This window comes from Microbacterium sp. BE35, assembly GCF_031457705.1.
GTDB classification, from domain to species: Bacteria; Actinomycetota; Actinomycetes; order Actinomycetales; family Microbacteriaceae; genus Microbacterium; species Microbacterium trichothecenolyticum.
Genome location: NZ_JAVDXD010000002.1, coordinates 961,933 through 979,521, shown reverse-complemented (window position 1 = coordinate 979,521; position 17,589 = coordinate 961,933). Strand labels below are relative to the sequence as shown.

The 17,589-nt window shown below is 70.6% G+C and carries 14 protein-coding genes; 4 read left to right on the top strand and 10 right to left on the bottom strand.

Annotated features, from left to right (window positions below; translation table 11 throughout):
- Positions 1 to 25: 25 nt before the first annotated feature.
- Positions 26 to 1,111 carry a 1-deoxy-D-xylulose-5-phosphate reductoisomerase gene (gene dxr, locus J2Y46_RS10490; RefSeq protein ID WP_045296378.1) on the bottom strand — a complete coding sequence of 362 codons (1,086 nt, stop codon included), beginning with the start codon at positions 1,109 to 1,111 and terminating at the stop codon, positions 26 to 28.
- A gap of 40 nt (positions 1,112 to 1,151) precedes the next feature.
- Positions 1,152 to 2,117 (bottom strand): FKBP-type peptidyl-prolyl cis-trans isomerase, encoded by a 966-nt coding sequence (locus J2Y46_RS10485; RefSeq protein WP_045296380.1) that lies wholly within the window; start codon positions 2,115 to 2,117, stop codon positions 1,152 to 1,154.
- Positions 2,118 to 2,317: 200 nt separating this feature from the next.
- Between J2Y46_RS10485 and J2Y46_RS10480 the strand changes: the two genes are divergently transcribed.
- Entirely contained in the window at positions 2,318 to 3,019 is a 702-nt protein-coding gene (locus tag J2Y46_RS10480; protein WP_157005271.1) for a 1-acyl-sn-glycerol-3-phosphate acyltransferase, read from the top strand.
- 24 nt (positions 3,020 to 3,043) lie between these two features.
- On the opposite strand, the gene J2Y46_RS10475 is transcribed toward J2Y46_RS10480, so the two are convergent.
- Positions 3,044 to 3,526 carry an OsmC family protein gene (locus tag J2Y46_RS10475; RefSeq protein ID WP_310242127.1) on the bottom strand — a complete coding sequence of 161 codons (483 nt, stop codon included), beginning with the start codon at positions 3,524 to 3,526 and terminating at the stop codon, positions 3,044 to 3,046.
- 52 nt (positions 3,527 to 3,578) lie between these two features.
- Between J2Y46_RS10475 and J2Y46_RS10470 the strand changes: the two genes are divergently transcribed.
- The 3 genes from J2Y46_RS10470 (at position 3,579) to J2Y46_RS10460 (ending at position 6,224) form a co-directional block, all read left to right on the top strand.
- On the top strand, positions 3,579 to 4,568 hold the full coding sequence (locus J2Y46_RS10470) for an asparaginase (RefSeq protein WP_310242125.1): 990 nt from the start codon (positions 3,579 to 3,581) through the stop codon (positions 4,566 to 4,568).
- Between the two features lie 56 nt (positions 4,569 to 4,624).
- Entirely contained in the window at positions 4,625 to 5,740 is a 1,116-nt protein-coding gene (ald, locus tag J2Y46_RS10465) for an alanine dehydrogenase (RefSeq protein WP_045296385.1), read from the top strand.
- A 103-nt stretch (positions 5,741 to 5,843) separates the two neighbouring features.
- A complete protein-coding gene (locus J2Y46_RS10460; RefSeq protein ID WP_310242122.1) occupies positions 5,844 to 6,224 on the top strand; it encodes a DUF5655 domain-containing protein in 381 nt (126 codons plus the stop codon).
- A gap of 18 nt (positions 6,225 to 6,242) precedes the next feature.
- On the opposite strand, the gene J2Y46_RS10455 is transcribed toward J2Y46_RS10460, so the two are convergent.
- The 7 genes from J2Y46_RS10455 to J2Y46_RS10425 all read right to left on the bottom strand — a co-directional run bounded on the left by J2Y46_RS10455 (position 6,243) and on the right by J2Y46_RS10425 (position 17,410).
- Positions 6,243 to 7,808 (bottom strand): APC family permease, encoded by a 1,566-nt coding sequence (locus J2Y46_RS10455; RefSeq protein ID WP_310242120.1) that lies wholly within the window; start codon positions 7,806 to 7,808, stop codon positions 6,243 to 6,245.
- 66 nt (positions 7,809 to 7,874) lie between these two features.
- A complete protein-coding gene (locus tag J2Y46_RS10450) occupies positions 7,875 to 10,691 on the bottom strand; it encodes an FtsK/SpoIIIE domain-containing protein (RefSeq protein ID WP_310242118.1) in 2,817 nt (938 codons plus the stop codon).
- Between the two features lie 66 nt (positions 10,692 to 10,757).
- Positions 10,758 to 11,555, bottom strand: a complete 798-nt coding sequence (locus J2Y46_RS10445; RefSeq protein WP_045296393.1) for a PP2C family serine/threonine-protein phosphatase — start codon at positions 11,553 to 11,555, stop codon at positions 10,758 to 10,760.
- 64 nt (positions 11,556 to 11,619) lie between these two features.
- Positions 11,620 to 13,665, bottom strand: a complete 2,046-nt coding sequence (locus tag J2Y46_RS10440) for an ABC transporter ATP-binding protein (protein WP_396653164.1) — start codon at positions 13,663 to 13,665, stop codon at positions 11,620 to 11,622.
- Positions 13,662 to 15,395, bottom strand: coding sequence for an ABC transporter ATP-binding protein (locus tag J2Y46_RS10435; protein WP_045296395.1), 1,734 nt, complete (start codon positions 15,393 to 15,395; stop codon positions 13,662 to 13,664). The genes J2Y46_RS10440 and J2Y46_RS10435 overlap by 4 nt, the downstream gene beginning before the upstream one ends.
- A gap of 137 nt (positions 15,396 to 15,532) precedes the next feature.
- Positions 15,533 to 16,516 (bottom strand): aldo/keto reductase, encoded by a 984-nt coding sequence (locus J2Y46_RS10430; RefSeq protein ID WP_310242114.1) that lies wholly within the window; start codon positions 16,514 to 16,516, stop codon positions 15,533 to 15,535.
- 87 nt (positions 16,517 to 16,603) lie between these two features.
- Positions 16,604 to 17,410, bottom strand: a complete 807-nt coding sequence (locus tag J2Y46_RS10425; protein WP_310242113.1) for a DUF5684 domain-containing protein — start codon at positions 17,408 to 17,410, stop codon at positions 16,604 to 16,606.
- Between the last annotated feature and the right edge of the window lie 179 nt (positions 17,411 to 17,589).

The window sequence follows — 17,589 nt, the reverse complement described above, 5'->3', positions numbered from 1 at the left end:
GCCCCTCGCTGCGGGGCCCAGGGACTCAGGATGCCGCGGCGATGACCTTGTCGGCTTTGCGGCGTGCCCAGTGCTCGGCGTCGGCGAGAGCGTCCCGGGTGAGGGCGTCAGGGGCGTCGTGCTTGTCGACCACGCGCTCGATCACGTCGATGATGCCGAGGAAGCTCAGGCGTCCTTCGTGGAACGCGTCGACGGCCTGCTCGTTGGCGGCGTTGAACACGGCGGGATAGGTGCCGCCGGCACGCCCGACCTGCTTCGCCAGGTGCACGGCGGGGAACGCGGCGTGGTCGAGCGGCTCGAAGGTCCACGACGTCGCGGTGGTCCAGTCCAGCGGCCGGCCGACGCCCGCGACGCGGTTGGGCCAGTCGAGCCCGAGCGAGATCGGCAGGCGCATGTCGGGGGGCGAGGCCTGCGCGATCGTCGAGCCGTCGACGAACTCGACCATCGAGTGCACGATCGACTGCGGATGCACGACGACGTCGATCTCGGAGTACGGCACGGCGAAGAGAAGGTGCGCCTCGATGACCTCGAGGCCCTTGTTGACGAGGGTCGCCGAGTTGGTCGTGACGACGCGACCCATGTCCCACGTCGGGTGCGCGAGGGCCTCGGCCGGAGTCACGTCCTCCAGCGACGCGCGGCTGCGGCCCCGGAACGGACCCCCGGATGCCGTCAGTACGAGCCGGCGCACTTCGCTGTGCTCCCCCGACCGCAGCGCCTGTGCGATGGCGGAGTGCTCGGAGTCGACCGGCACGATCTGCCCGGGGCGTGCGACCGCCGTGACGAGGTCGCCACCCACGATGAGCGATTCCTTGTTCGCGAGGGCGAGCGTGCGACCCGTCTCGAGCGCGGCGAGGGTCGGACCGAGGCCGACGGAGCCGGTGATGCCGTTGAGCACGACATCGGCGTCGACATCGCGCACGAGCTGCTCGGCCTCGACGGCCCCGAGCGCGGTGCTGTCGACGCCGAACTCGGTCGCCTGCGCCTCGAGCGTGTCGCGGTCGGATCCCGCAGCGAGACCCACCACCTCGAACCGCCGCGGGTTGGCCCGCACGACGTCGAGCGCCTGCGTGCCGATGGAGCCGGTCGAGCCGAGGATGATGACGCGCCGCATCCGGCCAGCCTATCGCCGGGCCGGATGCGGCCGCCCCGGGTTACTGCTGGGCGGCGGCGCGCTGCACGCCGAGGATGTCGACGACGAAGATGAGGGGCGAGTTGGCAGGGATCGATCCCTGCGCGGTGTCGCCATACCCCTCCGACGCCGGAATCACCGCGATCACCTGCGAGCCGACGGTCTGGCCCTCGAGCGCCTTCTGGAACCCCTGCACGACGCCGGTGGTCTGGAACTGGGCGGGCGCGCCGCGCTGCCAGCTGGAGTCGAAGACCGTGCCGTCGGGGAGGATTCCGGTGTACTGCACGAAGACGTTGTCGCCCGACTCGACCGTCGCGCCGTCGCCCTTCTTGAGGACCGCGATCTGCGTGGTGTCAGGGGCGGCGAAGTCGTCGGCGACAGTGATCGTCGGCTCGCCGTTCTCGGCGAGCTCGACCTCGGGCATGCCCGCGACGGGGTCCTGGTCCTCACCTGTGGCAGCAGTCGGCAGCTCATCGACGGACTGCGCGACCACGACGACGTTGGAAGCGCCGTCACCGAGCATCGAGCCGGGGATGGTGAACGCGGTGGAGGAGCCGAGCGGCGTGCACAGCACGGCGCTTCCCACGATGCTGCTGGCGTCGACGATCAGTGGGACGAGGCCGCTGTCGTCCGCGGACGTCGTCGCCGAGTCCAGCTGGACCTCCCCGGTGGCGGGATCGATGATCTGGTACTGACCGGAGACGAGTTGCCCGACCGCGAGGTCGTCGCCGTCGCCCGCCGTCGCCACGGTGCGCTGAAGGTCGGCGAACTCCAGATCCGTGGGCACATCGGCGGTGAGCTCGGGAGCCGTGCCCGAGACGGTGACCGCGTCGGAGTCGGCACCCTCCTGCGGGTCGAGACCGCACTCCGACGAAGCGGTCGACGTCGGCGTCGGAGTGGCGTTCGGATCGGCCGACCCGGTGCACCCGGCGAGCAGAAGAGTCGCCGCGGCGACGACGGACAGGGCGGCGAACGGGCGAATGCGCACGGAACAACCTCGAGTCAGGGGAAGGGAAGCCTCCATCCTTTCGCATCTTTCCTCTGTTCGCGCTGGGAAACGGCATGCCGATACCGGAATGCAATCGGGAGTACCCTCTACGGGTGACTTCCGACCTCGTGCCCGGCGCCGAAGACACCGCCGACGAGACGGCGGAAGAGCCCGAATCCCCCGCCGCTCCGGCGCGCCGCATGGGCTTCACGTACGCGCTGGGGCGCAGCATCCTGACTCCCCTGGCCCGGATCGTGTACCGCCCCCGCATCGAGGGCAAAGCCAACGTTCCCAAGTCCGGCCCGGTGATCTTCGCGAGCAACCATCTGTCTTTCATCGACTCGATCGCGATCCCGGTCGCAGCGCCGCGTCCGGTGCACTTCCTGGCGAAGTCGAGCTACTTCGACAAGCCGGCGTCGCGATGGTTCTTCACGTCGATCGGTGCGATCCCCGTGCAACGCGGCGCCGGACAGGCCGCGCTCGACGCGCTCGAACAGCAGCGCGCCCTTCTCGACGACGGCAAGGCCGTCGCCCTCTACCCGGAGGGCACGCGCTCGCTCGACGGCCGCCTCTACAAGGGTCGCACCGGTGTCGCGTTCCTCGCGCTGCAGGCGGGGGCGCGCGTCGTGCCGGTCGGCCTCATCGGCACCGACAAGGTGATGCCGGTCGGGGCGAAGAAGCCGTCGTTCCAGCACCGCATCACGGTCAAGTTCGGCGAGCCGCTCGACCTCGCCCACCACGGCCCGGCCTCCTCGGGCAAGGCACGCCGTCTCGCCACCGACGAGATCATGGCCGCGATCCACGCACTCTCGGGCCAGGAGCTCGCGAACGCCTACAACGAGGTCCCCGCGCACAACACGATCGACCGCATCAAGCAGGTCCTCCCCCACGAGCGCCGCTGACGGCGTCTCGACCCGCAGGCTCGCTCAGCGACCGGGTGAAGCGACCAGGATCATGGGCTCGTGGCGCACCGGGAAGTTCACCGAGTTCGCGATGAAGCACCACTGGTTCGCCTGCGCGTGCGCGGCGGTCGCGGCATCCGTCATCGAAGCGTCCGCGACGGTCACGCGCGGCCGCAGCACGACCTCCCGGAAGGCGCCCCCGCCGCGGCCGTCCTCCACCATGAGACCCGATGCCTCGTCCTCGTAGCCGACGACCACGACCCCTGCCTGCACGCACGCGTGGAGATATGACAGCAGGTGGCATTCGCTGAGCGACGCCAGCAGCATGTCCTCGGGGTTCCAGCGCGACGGGTCACCGCGGAAGGGCTTGTCGGAGGAGGCGAGCAGCGCCGGCTTGCCGTCGATCTCGATGGTCGTCGCCCGGTCGTAGTCCCGGTAGCCCGACGTGCCGGTGCCGCGATCACCGGTCCACGTCGTCCGGACGGAGTATCGATGCTCGCCCCACATGAGCACAGTCTGTCATGCGGGCGCAGGGCCCCTCCGGCGGTAGGCTGTCGGGGTGCCGCAGACCTTCGCCGCGACCGACGCCGTCGAGCTCGCCGTCGTCGAACGCAGCGGTTTCGTCGAGTCGCGCCACGCCGGCATCGCCATCGTGCTCGCCGCCGACGGGACCATCGCCGAGAGGCTCGGTGATCCGTCGGCACTGATCCTCCCCCGCTCCAGCCTCAAGCCGCTGCAGGCGCTCGCGTGCCTCTCGGCGGGCGCGCCTCTCGAGGGTGAGCGACTGGGCCTTGCGACTGCGAGCCACTCCGGCACCGACCGTCATGTCGCCGTGGTCCGCGACATCCTGGCCCTCGCCGAGCTCGGTGAGGACGCACTGGGATGCCCGGCCGCCTGGCCCGCCGACACGGCGACCCGCGACGAGCTGGTGCGTGAACTGGGACAGCCGTCGCGGATCCGGATGAACTGCTCCGGCAAGCACGCCACGATGCTCCTCACCAGCGTCCTGAACGGCTGGGACCCCGAGAGCTACCTCGCGCCGGATCATCCGGTGCAGATCCTCGTCCGTGAGACCGTCGAACGCCTGATCGGCGAGAAGGTCGCCGCGACCGCCGTGGACGGCTGCGGCGCCCCGGTCTACGCGATGACCCTCTTCGGTCTCGCGCGTGCGATCCACCGGATCGGCAACTCCTCGACGACGTCACCCTTCGCACTGCACCGCAGCGCCGGCGCACTCGTCGACGCGGTGCGCGCCGACCCGTGGACGATCGACGGTCCCGGCCGCGCCGACACGATCGCCATCGAGCGGCTGGGCGTGTTCGCCAAGGGCGGCGCCGAAGGCGTCATGGTGATGGTCGCCCCGAACGGCACGACGGTGACGCTCAAGATGCTGGACGGCAGCGGCCGCGCGGCCACCGCCGTCGCACTGCGCCTGCTCGAGCGGCACGGCGCGCTGGCGTCGGCGGACGTCGCCGACACGATGTCGAGGCTTCCGCTGGCCGTCACCGGCGGCGGACAGGATGTCGGGGCCATCCGCCCCGCCTTCTAGAGGCGCTCCCACGAGGAGCCCGAGCGCTCCAACGGCGGAGCGGAAAGGATCACACGATGCGGATCAGCGTCCCCACCGAGGTGAAGAACAACGAGTATCGGGTCGCCCTCACTCCCGCGGGCGTGCACGACCTGGTCGCCTCCGGCCATGAGGTGCTCGTGCAGCGCGGCGCAGGCGCAGGCTCGTCGATGCCGGATGCCGAGTACGAGGACGCGGGGGCGGTGCTGCTCGACGATGCCGCCGAGGTGTGGGCGCGCGCCGAACTGCTCCTCAAGGTCAAGGAGCCGATCGCGAGCGAGTACGGCTACTTCCGCGACGACCTCGTGCTGTTCACCTACCTGCACCTCGCGGCCGACCGCCCGCTCACCGAACGCCTCGTCGCCGACGGCGTCACCGCGATCGCCTACGAGACCGTCCAGCTGGCCGGCGGCGGCCTCCCGCTGCTGGCGCCCATGAGCGAGGTCGCCGGGCGTCTCGCCCCGACGGTCGGAGCGGCGACGCTGATGCGATCCGCCGGAGGTCTCGGCCTGCTCATGTCAGGGGTGCCGGGCACGCGGCCGGCCACGGTCACCGTCATCGGCGGCGGCGTCGCCGGCGCCAACGCCGCGGTGATCGCGGTGGGCATGGGCGCTGACGTCACCGTCTTCGACACCAACGTGCAGCGGCTGCGCTACCTCGACGACCACTTCCAGGGCCGGGTCAAGACCGCCGCGTCGAACCCGCTCGACCTCGATCGCGCGGTCACCGCCTCGGATCTCGTCATCGGCTCCGTGCTGATCCCGGGGGCCAAGGCGCCGAAGCTCGTCACCAACGACATGGTCTCGCGCATGCGGCCGGGCTCCGTGCTCGTCGACATCGCCGTGGACCAGGGCGGCTGCTTCGAGGACACCCACCCCACCACGCACGCCGATCCGACCTTCCCTGTGCACGGCAGCATCTTCTACTGCGTCGCGAACATGCCGGGCGCGGTGCCCAACACATCGACCTCGGCGCTCACCAACGCCACGCTCCCCTACATCCGCCAGATCGCGCGTCGCGGCTGGAAAGAAGCCCTTCGAGCGGATGCCGCGCTAGCGGCCGGTCTCAACACCGTCGGCGGCCGCGTGGTCAACGCGGGCGTGGCGACGGCGCACGACTTCGAGCTCGCTCCGCTGGAGGCCGCCCTGGTCTGACGGCGCTCGCGGGGTGGAGGAAGCCCCGGACTCCTTCGGGAGTCGGGGGCTTCCGACTGTCTGCTGCGGTGCGCGTGTCGGCGCCCTGGCCGAGACTGGAGTGGTGACGGACGCGCACGTGTGGACGGTGGACGATCATCTCAGGGATGCGGACCCCGCCGCGGTCGAGCTGTGGCACCGCATCGACGGGCTGATCCGGTCGTTCGGGCCGGTGACGCACTCGGTCGCGAAGACGACGATCACGTTCAAGGGTCCGCGCCGCGGCTTCGCCGGCGTCAGGCCGTGGCGTGCAGGGGTTCGCGGTTACTTCGATCTCATGCGCGAGCTTCCGCCCGACCCCCGCGTGCTCAGCGCGTCGCCGTACGGCCGACGCCTTTTCGTCCATCAGTTCCGCCTCGCCGACGGGGGCGAGTTCGACGAGCACGTCGCGGCCTGGCTGCGCGAGGCGTACGACGTCGGCTGCGGGGCGCACCTCGGTCCGTGAGGGCCGTGGCGCCCCGGCTCAGACGAGCCCGCCGTCGATCGACCGGGCGAAGTCTGCCGGGTCCTCGGGGACGAGCACCGGGGTGTCGCGATTGAGGCTCTCGCCCCGGAAGAACGCCTTCGCCCGGGGGAACAGGAACCACAGCACCATGAGCAGCACGCCGAACGCGAGCGAGCCGATGCCCAGGACGAACGTGCCGCCGATGCCGAGCAGGACGGTGTACCCGTAGTCCACGTCGTACATGTCGATGGCCGACTGCACGAAGGCGTACGTCAGCATCAGCGACCCCAGCAGCGGGAAGAGGAACCGGTAGAAGAAGTTCCTCGCGCTGTTGAACAGCTCCCGCCGGAAGTACCACACGCAGGCGTAGCCGGTGATGGCGTAGTAGAAGGCGATCGCGAGCCCGAGGGACAGGATGGAGTCCTGCAGGATGTTGTCGCTGATCAAGGTCATGCCGACGTAGTAGACGATCGCGACGACGCCCATGACGAGCGTCGAGAACGACGGCGTCTTGTACCGCGGGTGCACCGTGGCGAACCGGCGGGGCAGCGCCTTGTAGGCGGCCATCGAGAGCGTGCCGCGCGCCGTCGGCAGGATCGTGGTCTGCGTCGACGAGATCGCCGAGATCATCACCGCGACCACGAGCACCCAGCCGAGAGGCCCGAGCAGGCCGTCCTTGATCGCGAGGAAGAAGTCGTCCGCGTTCGCCTCGTTGCCGAGACCCGTCCCCGTCTCGCCGAGGCCGGCGTACATCATCGCAGCCACCGTCACGCCGACATAGGTGAAGAGCAGGATGACCGTCGTCAGCAGGGCCGCACGACCCGGGATGCGCTTGGGATCCTTGGTCTCCTCGTTGAGGGCGAGGCACGTGTCCCAGCCCCAGTAGATGAAGAGCGCGAGCAGCACAGCCTCGACGAACCCGCTCCATTCGGTGAACGCGAACGGGTTGAACCACGACCAGTCGAACGGCGTCGGGTCCGGCGCCGTGCCTGCGAAGAACTGCCAGAGCGCGGCCACCACGAAGATCGCAAGGGCGAGGTACTGGATCGCCAGCAGCACGTTCTGGATGCGCTCGCCGATCTCGACCCCCCTCCAGCTCACCCACGTCATCGCTGCGATGAACACCACACCCGTCGCGGTCACGAGCGGGACGTTGTCGGCGAGCAGTGCATCCTCCGGGTTGCCCACGATGCCGTCCACGAGCGCCCAGAAGTAGATTCCGGCGATCTGCGCGAGGTTCGCCAGGACGACCATGCCGGCGACGGCGACGCCCCATCCGCCCATCCAGCCGACCCATGGCCCGAAGGCCTTGGTGCCCCACGTGAAGGTGGTGCCGCAGTCGGGGACGTCGTTGTTGAGTTCGCGATAGGCGAAGGCGATGAAGAGCATCGGGATGAACGCGATGACGAACGCGATGGGCGCCTGCGCCCCGACCGCCAGCACGACGAACCCGAGGGTCGCCACCAGTGAGTACACGGGCGCGGTCGACGCGAGGCCGATGACGGTGGAACCCCACAGCCCCAGCGTGCCCGCGGCGAGTCCTTTGCCCTCGGGGCGGTGCAGGTCGATCGGGGATGTAGCCACATGGCGACGCTATGGCGTGCGAGAAGCACGGGTCAAGACACCTGCCCGACGGTCAGGCCGGACATCTCACGACGGGAGGACAATGCGCACGGGATCGGCTCCGGCGGAGATGAGCCACGCGCGCGCGGCACCGGGCTCGCAGTACGGCGGTACACCGCGGAATCCCGTGAGGACGCGGAGCTCCGACGCGCACGATGCGTCGATCACCAGGTCGTGGTCGCCGCGCACATCGGCGAGGAGGCGCCACTGTCGCTGCCAGTCATCGGGTTCGCCGACGACGACCACGCGTCCCGTGGCGGCGACCCCGGGATCCGCCATGTAGGCTTCCACGCCGAGCACCCGCACACCGCGCTCCTCCCAGTCGGCGAGCGCCCGTCGCCCGGCCGGCGAGCGCCGAGCCACGACTCCGGTGAGCGCGGCGGAGGGGATCCACGGCGCCTCGGGCTCGATCGGCTCGCGGAACGCGAACGGCGCCGTCGCGAGCTGGAGCGTCCGCCTGTCGAGTCGCCCCCGCCCGGCGGGCGCGGCCGGATCGAACGCCGAAGGATCGCCCCCGGCGGAAGCATGATCGACACGGGTGGCGTAGGGCAGCATGAGGCGTCGGGGGAAGAGCTCGGCGACGCGCGACACGGGACCGGTCAGCCGGTGCGCTCCCACCACCATCAGCACTCCGGCATCGGCCGCCCGGCGGACGATCCCCTCGATCCGCTCCGTGACGATCTGCGCGTACTCGGGGGGCAGCCGCAGTGCGACCACGTCGAGGTCGTCCACGAGCACCGCCGAGCCGGGGCGCGGCAGCTCCTCGTGCAGCGCGGCGACGGCGTCCCAGAGCCGCTCCGGGTGGGTCGGCAGCCGCACCGCCGCCCCAGGCAGCTGGGCTTCGACGAGGTCGAGCGCATTCGACACCCCGGACGCCGGCCCGCCGAGCACCAGCAGCCCGCGGTCGGACGCGCCCAGGAACGCCACCGGCTGCCGCTGGCGCTCGGGCTCGTCGGCCAGCCCGAGGAGCACGGCGCCGACGGGTGGTGCATCCCGCTGCGCTGCGCAGCGATCCACGAGATCGTCGAGGGTCAGCAGCCTCGGCAGCTCGGGCAGCCAGGGCCGACTGGGCGCACGCTGCCCGATCTTGAGCGCGGCCGCCGCCACATCGTCGGGGCCGGACAGCGCGATGCGCAGCTGCTGCGGACTCGGATCGCCGGCGCGACGGACGAACGCCGTCCCGCGGCCGGCGATCCCGCCGGGAAGGCGAGCGGCATCCTCCGTGCCGAGCAGCGCCCGGCTGTCGGCCGCATCGGTCACGCGCAGGCTGATCCGCAGCGGGCAGTTCGCCAGCAGGTTGTCGCGGATCACCCCCGCCGCTCGCTGGGTGCCGAGGATGAGATGGATGCCGAGGGCCCTGCCGCGGGCCGCGAGATCGGCGAACAGGCCATGCAGTTCGGGGTGATCGCCCAGCAGAGCGGCGAACTCGTCGACCACCACCACGAGGCGCGGCAGCCGCACCCGCGGGTCGGCGATGTCACGGGCGCCGGCCGCGGCGATCGCCGCCTCGCGTCGGCGCAGCTCGGCCCGCAGGCTCTCGATGGCGCGACGGGCGCCCGCACCGTCGAGGTCGGTGATGACCCCGCTGACATGGGGAACCCCGGCGAGGCCGTCGAACGCGGTGCCGCCCTTGAAGTCCGCCAGCAGGAACGTCACCTCGTCTGCGGAGCGGGTGGTGCACAGCGCGAGGATCCAGGTGATCAGCAGCTCGCTCTTGCCGGCCCCGGTGACTCCCGCGACGACGGCGTGAGGTCCGTCGGCGACGAGGTCGACGAGCACCGGCTCGCCTCGGCTCGCACCGAGGACCGCGGGCAGCCCGCCCACCGTGGCCGGCACCGCGGCCAGGAGCGGCGACAGGGCGATCGGCTCCGGCGTCCCGCGCCGCAGTCCCAGGCTGTGCGCGGCGCGAGCGGAGAGTTCGGCGGCGATCTCCTCCGCCTGACCCCGGGCCACCGCCTCGACGCTGACCGGGACGGCCTCGCCGGCGTGCTCGAGCCGGGCGACGCCGGGTGAGGAGATCGCGAGCACCGCCTGGCACCTCGGCGGCAGCGGCTCGCCGGGGCGGCCGCGCGCGATGACGAGATCGGCGTCCGCGGGGACCAGCTCGCCAGGACCGACGACTGCCAGCAGCGATCCGCCCTGGCCGTCACGGTGCGGCAGCGCCTCCACCCAGTCGAGACCGCGCCCGAGCGGCGGGCCGACGCGCAGCTCGTCCGGCGGGAAGGCGAGGCACGCCTGCAGGACGAGCGCCCGCTGGACGGCGGCGGCGAGGGTTTCGCCGCCCACGATCACCACGCCCGCGGCGAGAGGGAGCGTCACCGGCGCCCCCGCGACGCGAGCCGCGCGGCGACGCAGGTCCGCGGCATCCGGGTCCCCGTCTCCTCCGGTCACGCGGACGACGCTCGCACGCTCGCCCTCGCCGACCACGAGGCACGCGTCGCGGCCGCCGCGCCAGATCTCCCCTTCGCGGGTGACGAGGCGCGCGACATCGGGATGCCGCGCCCACAGCAGCGCCCGCTCGCTCTCGTGACGCGCCGCCACGGCCGAGGCGACCTCGTCGCGGGCACGCACCGCGTCGGCTGCGGCGTGTCGCCCGTCCGAGCGGGCGGCGCGGCGCGCGTCGAGCATGGTCGCCGCCGCGATCAGCGGTCCGAGGAGTGCGAACCAGAGGGAGAAGAGCGAGCCGGTGACGAGCCAGAGCGCCACGGCGCCGACCACGGGGACGATCGCGGCCACGAGCGGCAGCGGGGCGCGCGGAGGAGGAACCCACGCCGCCGGCAGGGCGAGCGGCTCATCGTCGAGAACGCCACCGGTCGAGAACGTCGAAGGAACGGGTGAGCGCATGCGCCCACTTCAGCGCGGGCCGGCTCGCCACAGATCCGGGAAAGCCGGATCTGTGGATCTCGGCGGTCAGTCCTCGGTTGGGGAGGAATCGGCGTCGGCCGGGCGACCCACGTCCAGGACGATGATGGTGATGTTGTCACGGCCGCCGTTCTCGAGCGCCGCCTCGAGCATGGCGGATGCCGCGTCGCCCGCGTCGGCGTTCTCCTCGAGGAAGTGGCGGATGCCGTAGTCGGTGAGCTCCTTGGTCAGCCCGTCGGAGCAGATGACGAAGCGGTCGCCGTCGAGGGCGTCCAGCCGCACGTAGTCGGGAGTGACGCCTTCGCTCGGCCCCACGGCACGGGTGATGACGTTGCCGTAGGGGTGGCTCTCGGCCTCTTCGGGACTCAGTCGCCCTGCCGCGACGAGTTCCTGCACGACCGAGTGGTCGGTGGTGATCTGCACGATCGCGCCATCGCGCACCAGATACACGCGCGAGTCGCCGATGTTCAGCGTGACCCAGTGGGCGGCGTCCCCCGAGGTGTCGAGGAACACGCCGGTCACCGTCGTGCCCGTGCCGTCGTCCGTCGCCTCCGGGTGCGACGCGATGTCCTTGACGGCGCGCGCGAGCGCCTTCTCGATGGTCTTCGGCGTCACCGTGCCGCTGTCGGCGACGGCGCGGAGTCGCTCGATCGCGCTGGCGCTCGCGATCTCGCCCCCGACATGCCCGCCCATGCCGTCGGCGACGACGAACAGCGGGTACGCCGCGAACATCGCATCCTGGTTCACCTCGCGACGTCGTCCGGTGTCGGTCACGGCTGCCCAGGAGAGCTCGAGCACGCCACCGGGAACCGGGACGGCGAGAGACTGGGTGGAAACTTCGGGCACGCCCTGTCCTCCCCGTCGGAATACGCCGGAACCCTTCGCCCCGGCGTCCTCACATACTAGTGGGTTACTCGACGGCGTCCTCGGACTCGGCGAGCGCTTCGACGACGATCTGCGCGGTCGTGGGCGGCGGCGGCAATGGCACGGTCGGCACTTCGACCGCCTCTTCCTCCTCGGCCGCGCCCTCGAACTGGGCGTTGTAGAGGCGTCGGTACGAACCCTTCTGCGCGAGCAGCTGGTTGTGCGATCCCTGCTCGACGATCGCACCGTTCTCCATGACGAGGATGAGATCGGCATCCCGGATCGTCGACAGCCGGTGCGCGATCACGAACGCCGTCCGGTCCTCGCGCAGCCGCGACATCGCGCGCTGGATGAGCAGCTCGGTGCGGGTGTCCACCGACGAGGTCGCCTCGTCCAGGATGAGGATGCGCGGATCGGCGAGGAACGCCCGGGCGATCGTCACGAGCTGACGCTCGCCCACGCTGAGGTTGGTGGCCTCGTCGTCGAGCATCGTGTCGTAGCCGTCGGGCAGCGCGTGCACGAAGCGGTCGACGTAGGCCGCCGTCGCCGCGGCGACGATCTCCTCCTCGGACGCCTCCGGTCGTCCGTACGCGATGTTCTCGCGGATCGTGCCTGCGAACAGCCACGTGTCCTGCAGCACCATCCCGGTTCGCGCGCGGAGATCGTCGCGCGTCATGCGGCGGGTGTCGACGCCGTCCAGCACGATGCGGCCGGCGTCCACGTCGTAGAACCGCATGATGAGGTTCACGAGCGTCGTCTTGCCGGCGCCGGTCGGCCCGACGATAGCTACCGTGCTGCCGGGCCGCGCGGCGAGCGTCAACGAGTCGATCAGCGGCTTGTCCTCGGTGTACCGGAACGAGACGTCCTCGAACTCGAGGTGGCTCGCCGAGTCCGGCGCCGTCAGGGCGGGGTCGTCGTCGGGCGTCTGCTCCTCCTCGTCGAGCAGCTCGAAGACGCGCTCCGCGCTGGCGACGCCGGACTGCAGCAGGTTCGCCATGGATCCCAGCTGGCTGAGCGGCTGCGTGAACTGGCGCGAGTACTGGATGAACGCCTGCACGTCGCCGATCGACATGAGCCCCGCGGCCACCTGCAGTCCGCCGACGACGGCGATCGCGACGTACACGAGGTTGCCGATGAACATCATGGCGGGCATGATCACGCCGGAGAGGAACTGCGCCCCGAAGCTCGAGCGGTACAGCTCCTCGTTCTCGGCGCGGAAGTCGGCCTCGACCTCCTTCTGATGGCCGAACACCTTCACCACCGAGTGGCCGGAGAACGTCTCCTCGACGCGGGCGTTGAGGACGCCCGTCGTCTTCCACTGCTGCACGAAGAGCTTCTGCGAGCGCCTGGCCACCAGCACGGTGATGACGATCGTGAGCGGGATCGTCACGAGCGCGATGATCGCCAGCAGCGGCGAGATGATGAACATCATCGTGAGCACGCCGATCACGGTCAACAGCGAGATGACGACCTGCGACAGCGTCTGCTGCATCGTCTGGCCGATGTTGTCGACGTCGTTCGTGACGCGGCTGAGAAGCTCGCCGCGCTGCACGCGGTCGAAGTACGACAACGGCAGCCGGTGCACCTTGTCCTCGACCTGCAGGCGGAGGCGATGCATCGCGCGCTGCACCACGCCGTTGAGGATGCGGGCCTGCAGCCACCCGAACAGGCTCGAGAACACGTAGACGAGCAGCACCAGGGTCAGGATCCGCGCGAGCTGGTCGAAGTCGATGCCGGCGCCGGGCACGAAGTCCATCGCGGCGATCATGTTCGCCTGGTCCTGGTTGCCCGACGCGACCAGCTGATCGATCACCTGCTGCTTGGTGGCCCCGGCGGGCATCTGCAGCGAGATGAAGCCGGCGAACACGATGTTGGTGCCCTCGCCGAGGAGCTTCGGGCCTATCACCGAGAGTGTGACCGACAGGATGCTGAACACGAGCACCACGACGAGCAGCGGCGTATCCGAGCGCAGGGTCGCGAGCAGGCGCTTCGCGCTCGGACCGAAGTTCCGGGCCTTCTCGCCGCCCGTCGCCTGGCCCATCGGACCGCGGCCGATCGGCATGCGCTGCGCAGCGCGCCCCGGGCCGCTCATGCCGCCGCCTCCGCCGCGAGCTGGGATTCCACGATCTCGCGGTACGTCTCATTGGTCTCGACGAGTTCGTCGTGCGTGCCGGCCCCGACGATGCGCCCGTGATCGAGCACGAGGATCTGGTCGGCGTGCTGGATCGTCGACACGCGCTGCGCGACGACGAGCCTGGTCGCGTCGGGCAGATGCGTATCGAGCGCGCGGCGGAGCGCAGCATCCGTCCTCAGATCCAGTGCCGAGAACGAGTCGTCGAAGATGTACGACTCGGGGCGTTTCACGAGCGCCCGCGCGATCGCGAGGCGTTGGCGCTGCCCGCCCGACACGTTCGTGCCGCCCTGCGCGATCGGCGCCTCGAGCCCTTCGGACATGGCACGCACGAAGTCGGCGGCCTGGGCGAGCTCGAGCGCGGTCCACAGCTGCTCGTCGGTGGCATCGTGGTCGCCGTAGCGCAGATTCGACGCGATCGTGCCCGAGAACAGGAAGGCGCGCTGCGGGACGAGTCCGACACGCGTCCAGAGCTCGTCGGGGTCGTAGTCGCGCACGTCGACGCCGTCGACGCGCACACTGCCGGCGGTCACGTCGAACAGGCGCGGCACGAGGCTGACGAGCGTGGTCTTGCCCGAGCCGGTCGAGCCGATGACCGCCGTCGTCGTCCCGGGCTCGACCGTGAACGTCACGTCGTGCAGCACCGCGTCCTCGGCGCCCGGATAGGCGAAGTCGACGTGGTCGAACTCGATGCGCCCGGTCGGGGCGGGAGCCGACGCCGCCGTTTCGGGCGCCGACACCGACGGATCGGTCTCGAGGACCTCGCCGATGCGGTTCGCACACACCGCGGCGCGCGGGATCATCACGAACATGAAGGTCGCCATCATGACGCCCATGAGGATCTGCATCAGGTAGGTGAGGAACGCGAACAGGGTGCCGATCTGCACGCCGTTGTTCTGCACCTGGAAGGCGCCGAACCAGATGACCGCGACGCTCGAGACGTTCATGACCAGCATCACGGCGGGGAACATCAGGGCCATCAGGTTGCCGGCGCGCAGCCCCGTCGCCTTCACGTCCTCGCTGGCGGCCTCGAAGCGGGCGCGCTCCTGGCGCTCGCGCACGAACGCCCGCACGACGCGGATGCCGCTCAGCTGCTCGCGCATGATCTGGTTCACGCGGTCGATGCGCTTCTGCATCTGCGTGAACGCCGGCACCATGCGCCACACGATGAGACCGACGATGATGAGCAGCACCGGGATCGCCACCGCCATCAGCCACGACAGGCCGACGTCCTGGCTGATCGCCATGATCACGCCGCCGATCGCGAGCATCGGCGCCGAGATCATGAGCGTCGCCGACACCTGCACCAGCATCTGCACCTGCTGCACGTCGTTGGTGTTGCGGGTGATGAGCGACGGAGCGCCGAACTGACCGACCTCCCGCTGGGAGAACGCGACCACACGATGGAACAGGTCGCCGCGCAGGTCCCGTCCCATGCCCATCGCGAGGCGCGACCCGAAGTACACCGCGACGATCGCGCACACCACCTGCACGAGGCTCACGATCAGCATCACGCCGCCGGTCGACCAGATGTACGGGATGTCACCGGTGACGACGCCGTTGTCGATGATGTCGGCGTTGAGGGTCGGCAACCACAGCGACGCGATCGACTGTGCGAGCTGGAAGACGACCACCGCCACGATGAGCGGCCACGCGGGACTCAGATACCGCACCAGGAGCTTTCCGAGCACGACGGTCCTTTCCGGCGCGCGGAGTCATCCGTTCGCACGGACCGCGCACGGATAGCGACGCTACGCCCGCGTGCGCGCCGCCGAAAGTCCGGCGCCTACGCCGTCGGCGAACTCGCCCGACGCGATGCGTCGAGGCGTCAGGCGGCAGCCTCCGGCGGGGGGAACAGCACGTCGATCGCCGCGAGGTCCGCGGCCGTCGGCGTCCACACCGAAGCCGCCGCCGCGTTCGCCCGGACCTGCTCGGGAGTGGTGGCGCCGGCGATGACACTCGACAGGGCCGGACGCGACAGCAGCCACCCGAAGGTCGCCTCGAGCATCGTGACGCCGCGCTCGTCGCAGAACGCCTGATACCCCTCGAGCGCATCCCACGGCGCATCGTCGTAGATGTGGCGGCGCTGCCGGATGATGCGGGTGTCGGCGGGCGCGGCATCCCGCGTGAACTTGCCGGTGAGCAGCCCGTTGTGGAGCGGGAAGTACGGGAAGAAGCCGAGACCGTAGCGCTCGACTGCCCGCAGCACGTTCCGCTCGGCCCCGCGTGCGAGCAGGCTGTACTCGTTCTGCGCCGAGACGAACGGCACGCCATGGCGCATGAGCGCGGTGAAGTGGCCCTCTGCGACCTGCCAGCCCGAGAAGTTCGTGTGCCCGATGTAGCGCACCTTGCCCTCGCGGACGAGGTCGCCGAGCGCGTCGAGCGTCTCCTCCATCGGCGTGTCGTTGTCTGGCACGTGGAGCTGGTAGAGGTCGATCCACTCGGTCCTGAGGCGGGTGAGGGATGCTTCGACCGCCCGCCGGATGTACGACCGCGAGCCCTTCGCACCCGACGCCGGGTAGCCCATGTCGCGACCGGGATGCCCGAACTTGGTCGCGAGGATGACCTGGTCGCGCCGGCCCTCGAGCGCCTCACCCATGAGCGTCTCGGACTGCCCAGGGTCGCCGCCGTACATGTCGGCGGTGTCGAGGAACGTCACGCCGGCGTCGATCGCCGCGTCGAGCACCTCCCTCGTGCCCTCGAGCGTCTCGGTGCGGGTGCCGGGGCGACCGAAGTTGTTGCAGCCGAGGCCGACGGCGGAGACGAGCAGGCCGGACGCGCCGACACGGCGCAGGGGAACAGTCGAGGTCATGCCTCCACGCTATCCCCGGATGTGGATGCCTCCACCCGCGGCCGAAGCGACAGCCCCTCGCCGTCGGGCGAGGGGCTGTCGATTCGATTACGGCTTGGGCGCCTCGGGCGCCGGCGGCTCCGCGGTGGGCGGCTCTGTCGCCGGCGGCTCCGCGGTGGGCGGCTCTGTCGCCGGCGGCTCGGCGGCAGGAGGCGGCGTCGCCGGCGGCTGCGCGGCCGGCGGCTGGGCAGCGGGCGGCGGCACCGGGGCAGCGGGCGCCGCAGGGGGCGCGGGCGGAGGCGTGTAGCCGGCGGGAGGCGCGGGCGGCGGCGTATACCCGGCCGGGGGCTGGTACCCCGTGGGGGCGCCGTAGCCGGGGGCGGTCGCAGGGTTGGCGGGGTAGCCGCCGGCGGGCACCTGTGCGGGGATTCCCGACCACACCGTGTTGTCGGCGAGGAAGGTGCCTGCCCACGGGGCTGCGGGGATCGCCGTGTTCCAGCGGGAGCGGTCGAACGCGTTGATGCCGAGCCACACGATCGCGAGGAAGAAGTAGAGGATGAGCCAGACGGCTTCCTTCTGCAGCTTCAGGCCCACGCGCCAGGCGGCGAGGAGAGTGTAGATGAAGGCGGCGATGCCGATGAGGGTGCCGAGCACGGGTACCCACCCGAGCACGATGGTGCCGCCCCAGAGGATCAGCAGCCACCACGGGTTGAGGTCGCCGAGCTTGACGAAGATCAGGGTGTTGTAGACCGGCACCCAGGCACGCCAGCGACCCTGCACGCCGGCCTTGTCGAAGATCTTCATGAGGAACCACGACCCGATGACGTATCCGGCGATCGCGAGCAGGAAGAGGAAGGGAGCGAGCACGAGCCAGGCGATGAGCGCCCCAGCTCCGCTGCCGTCGTTGTAGTCCATGTGGAGCGACCTCCGAGAGAGTCGGTTCGGGGCGTGTCGATTCGCGCCCACGGAGCCCCTGCTCCGCTGGACACATGCTAGCGACGCTCTCAGCTGCCTGTCAGCATTGGCGGCCCATATCAAGGGGATGGCCCGCTGAGACGGCGGTGGATAGCCTGAGCAGAACTCCCGACCGAAGG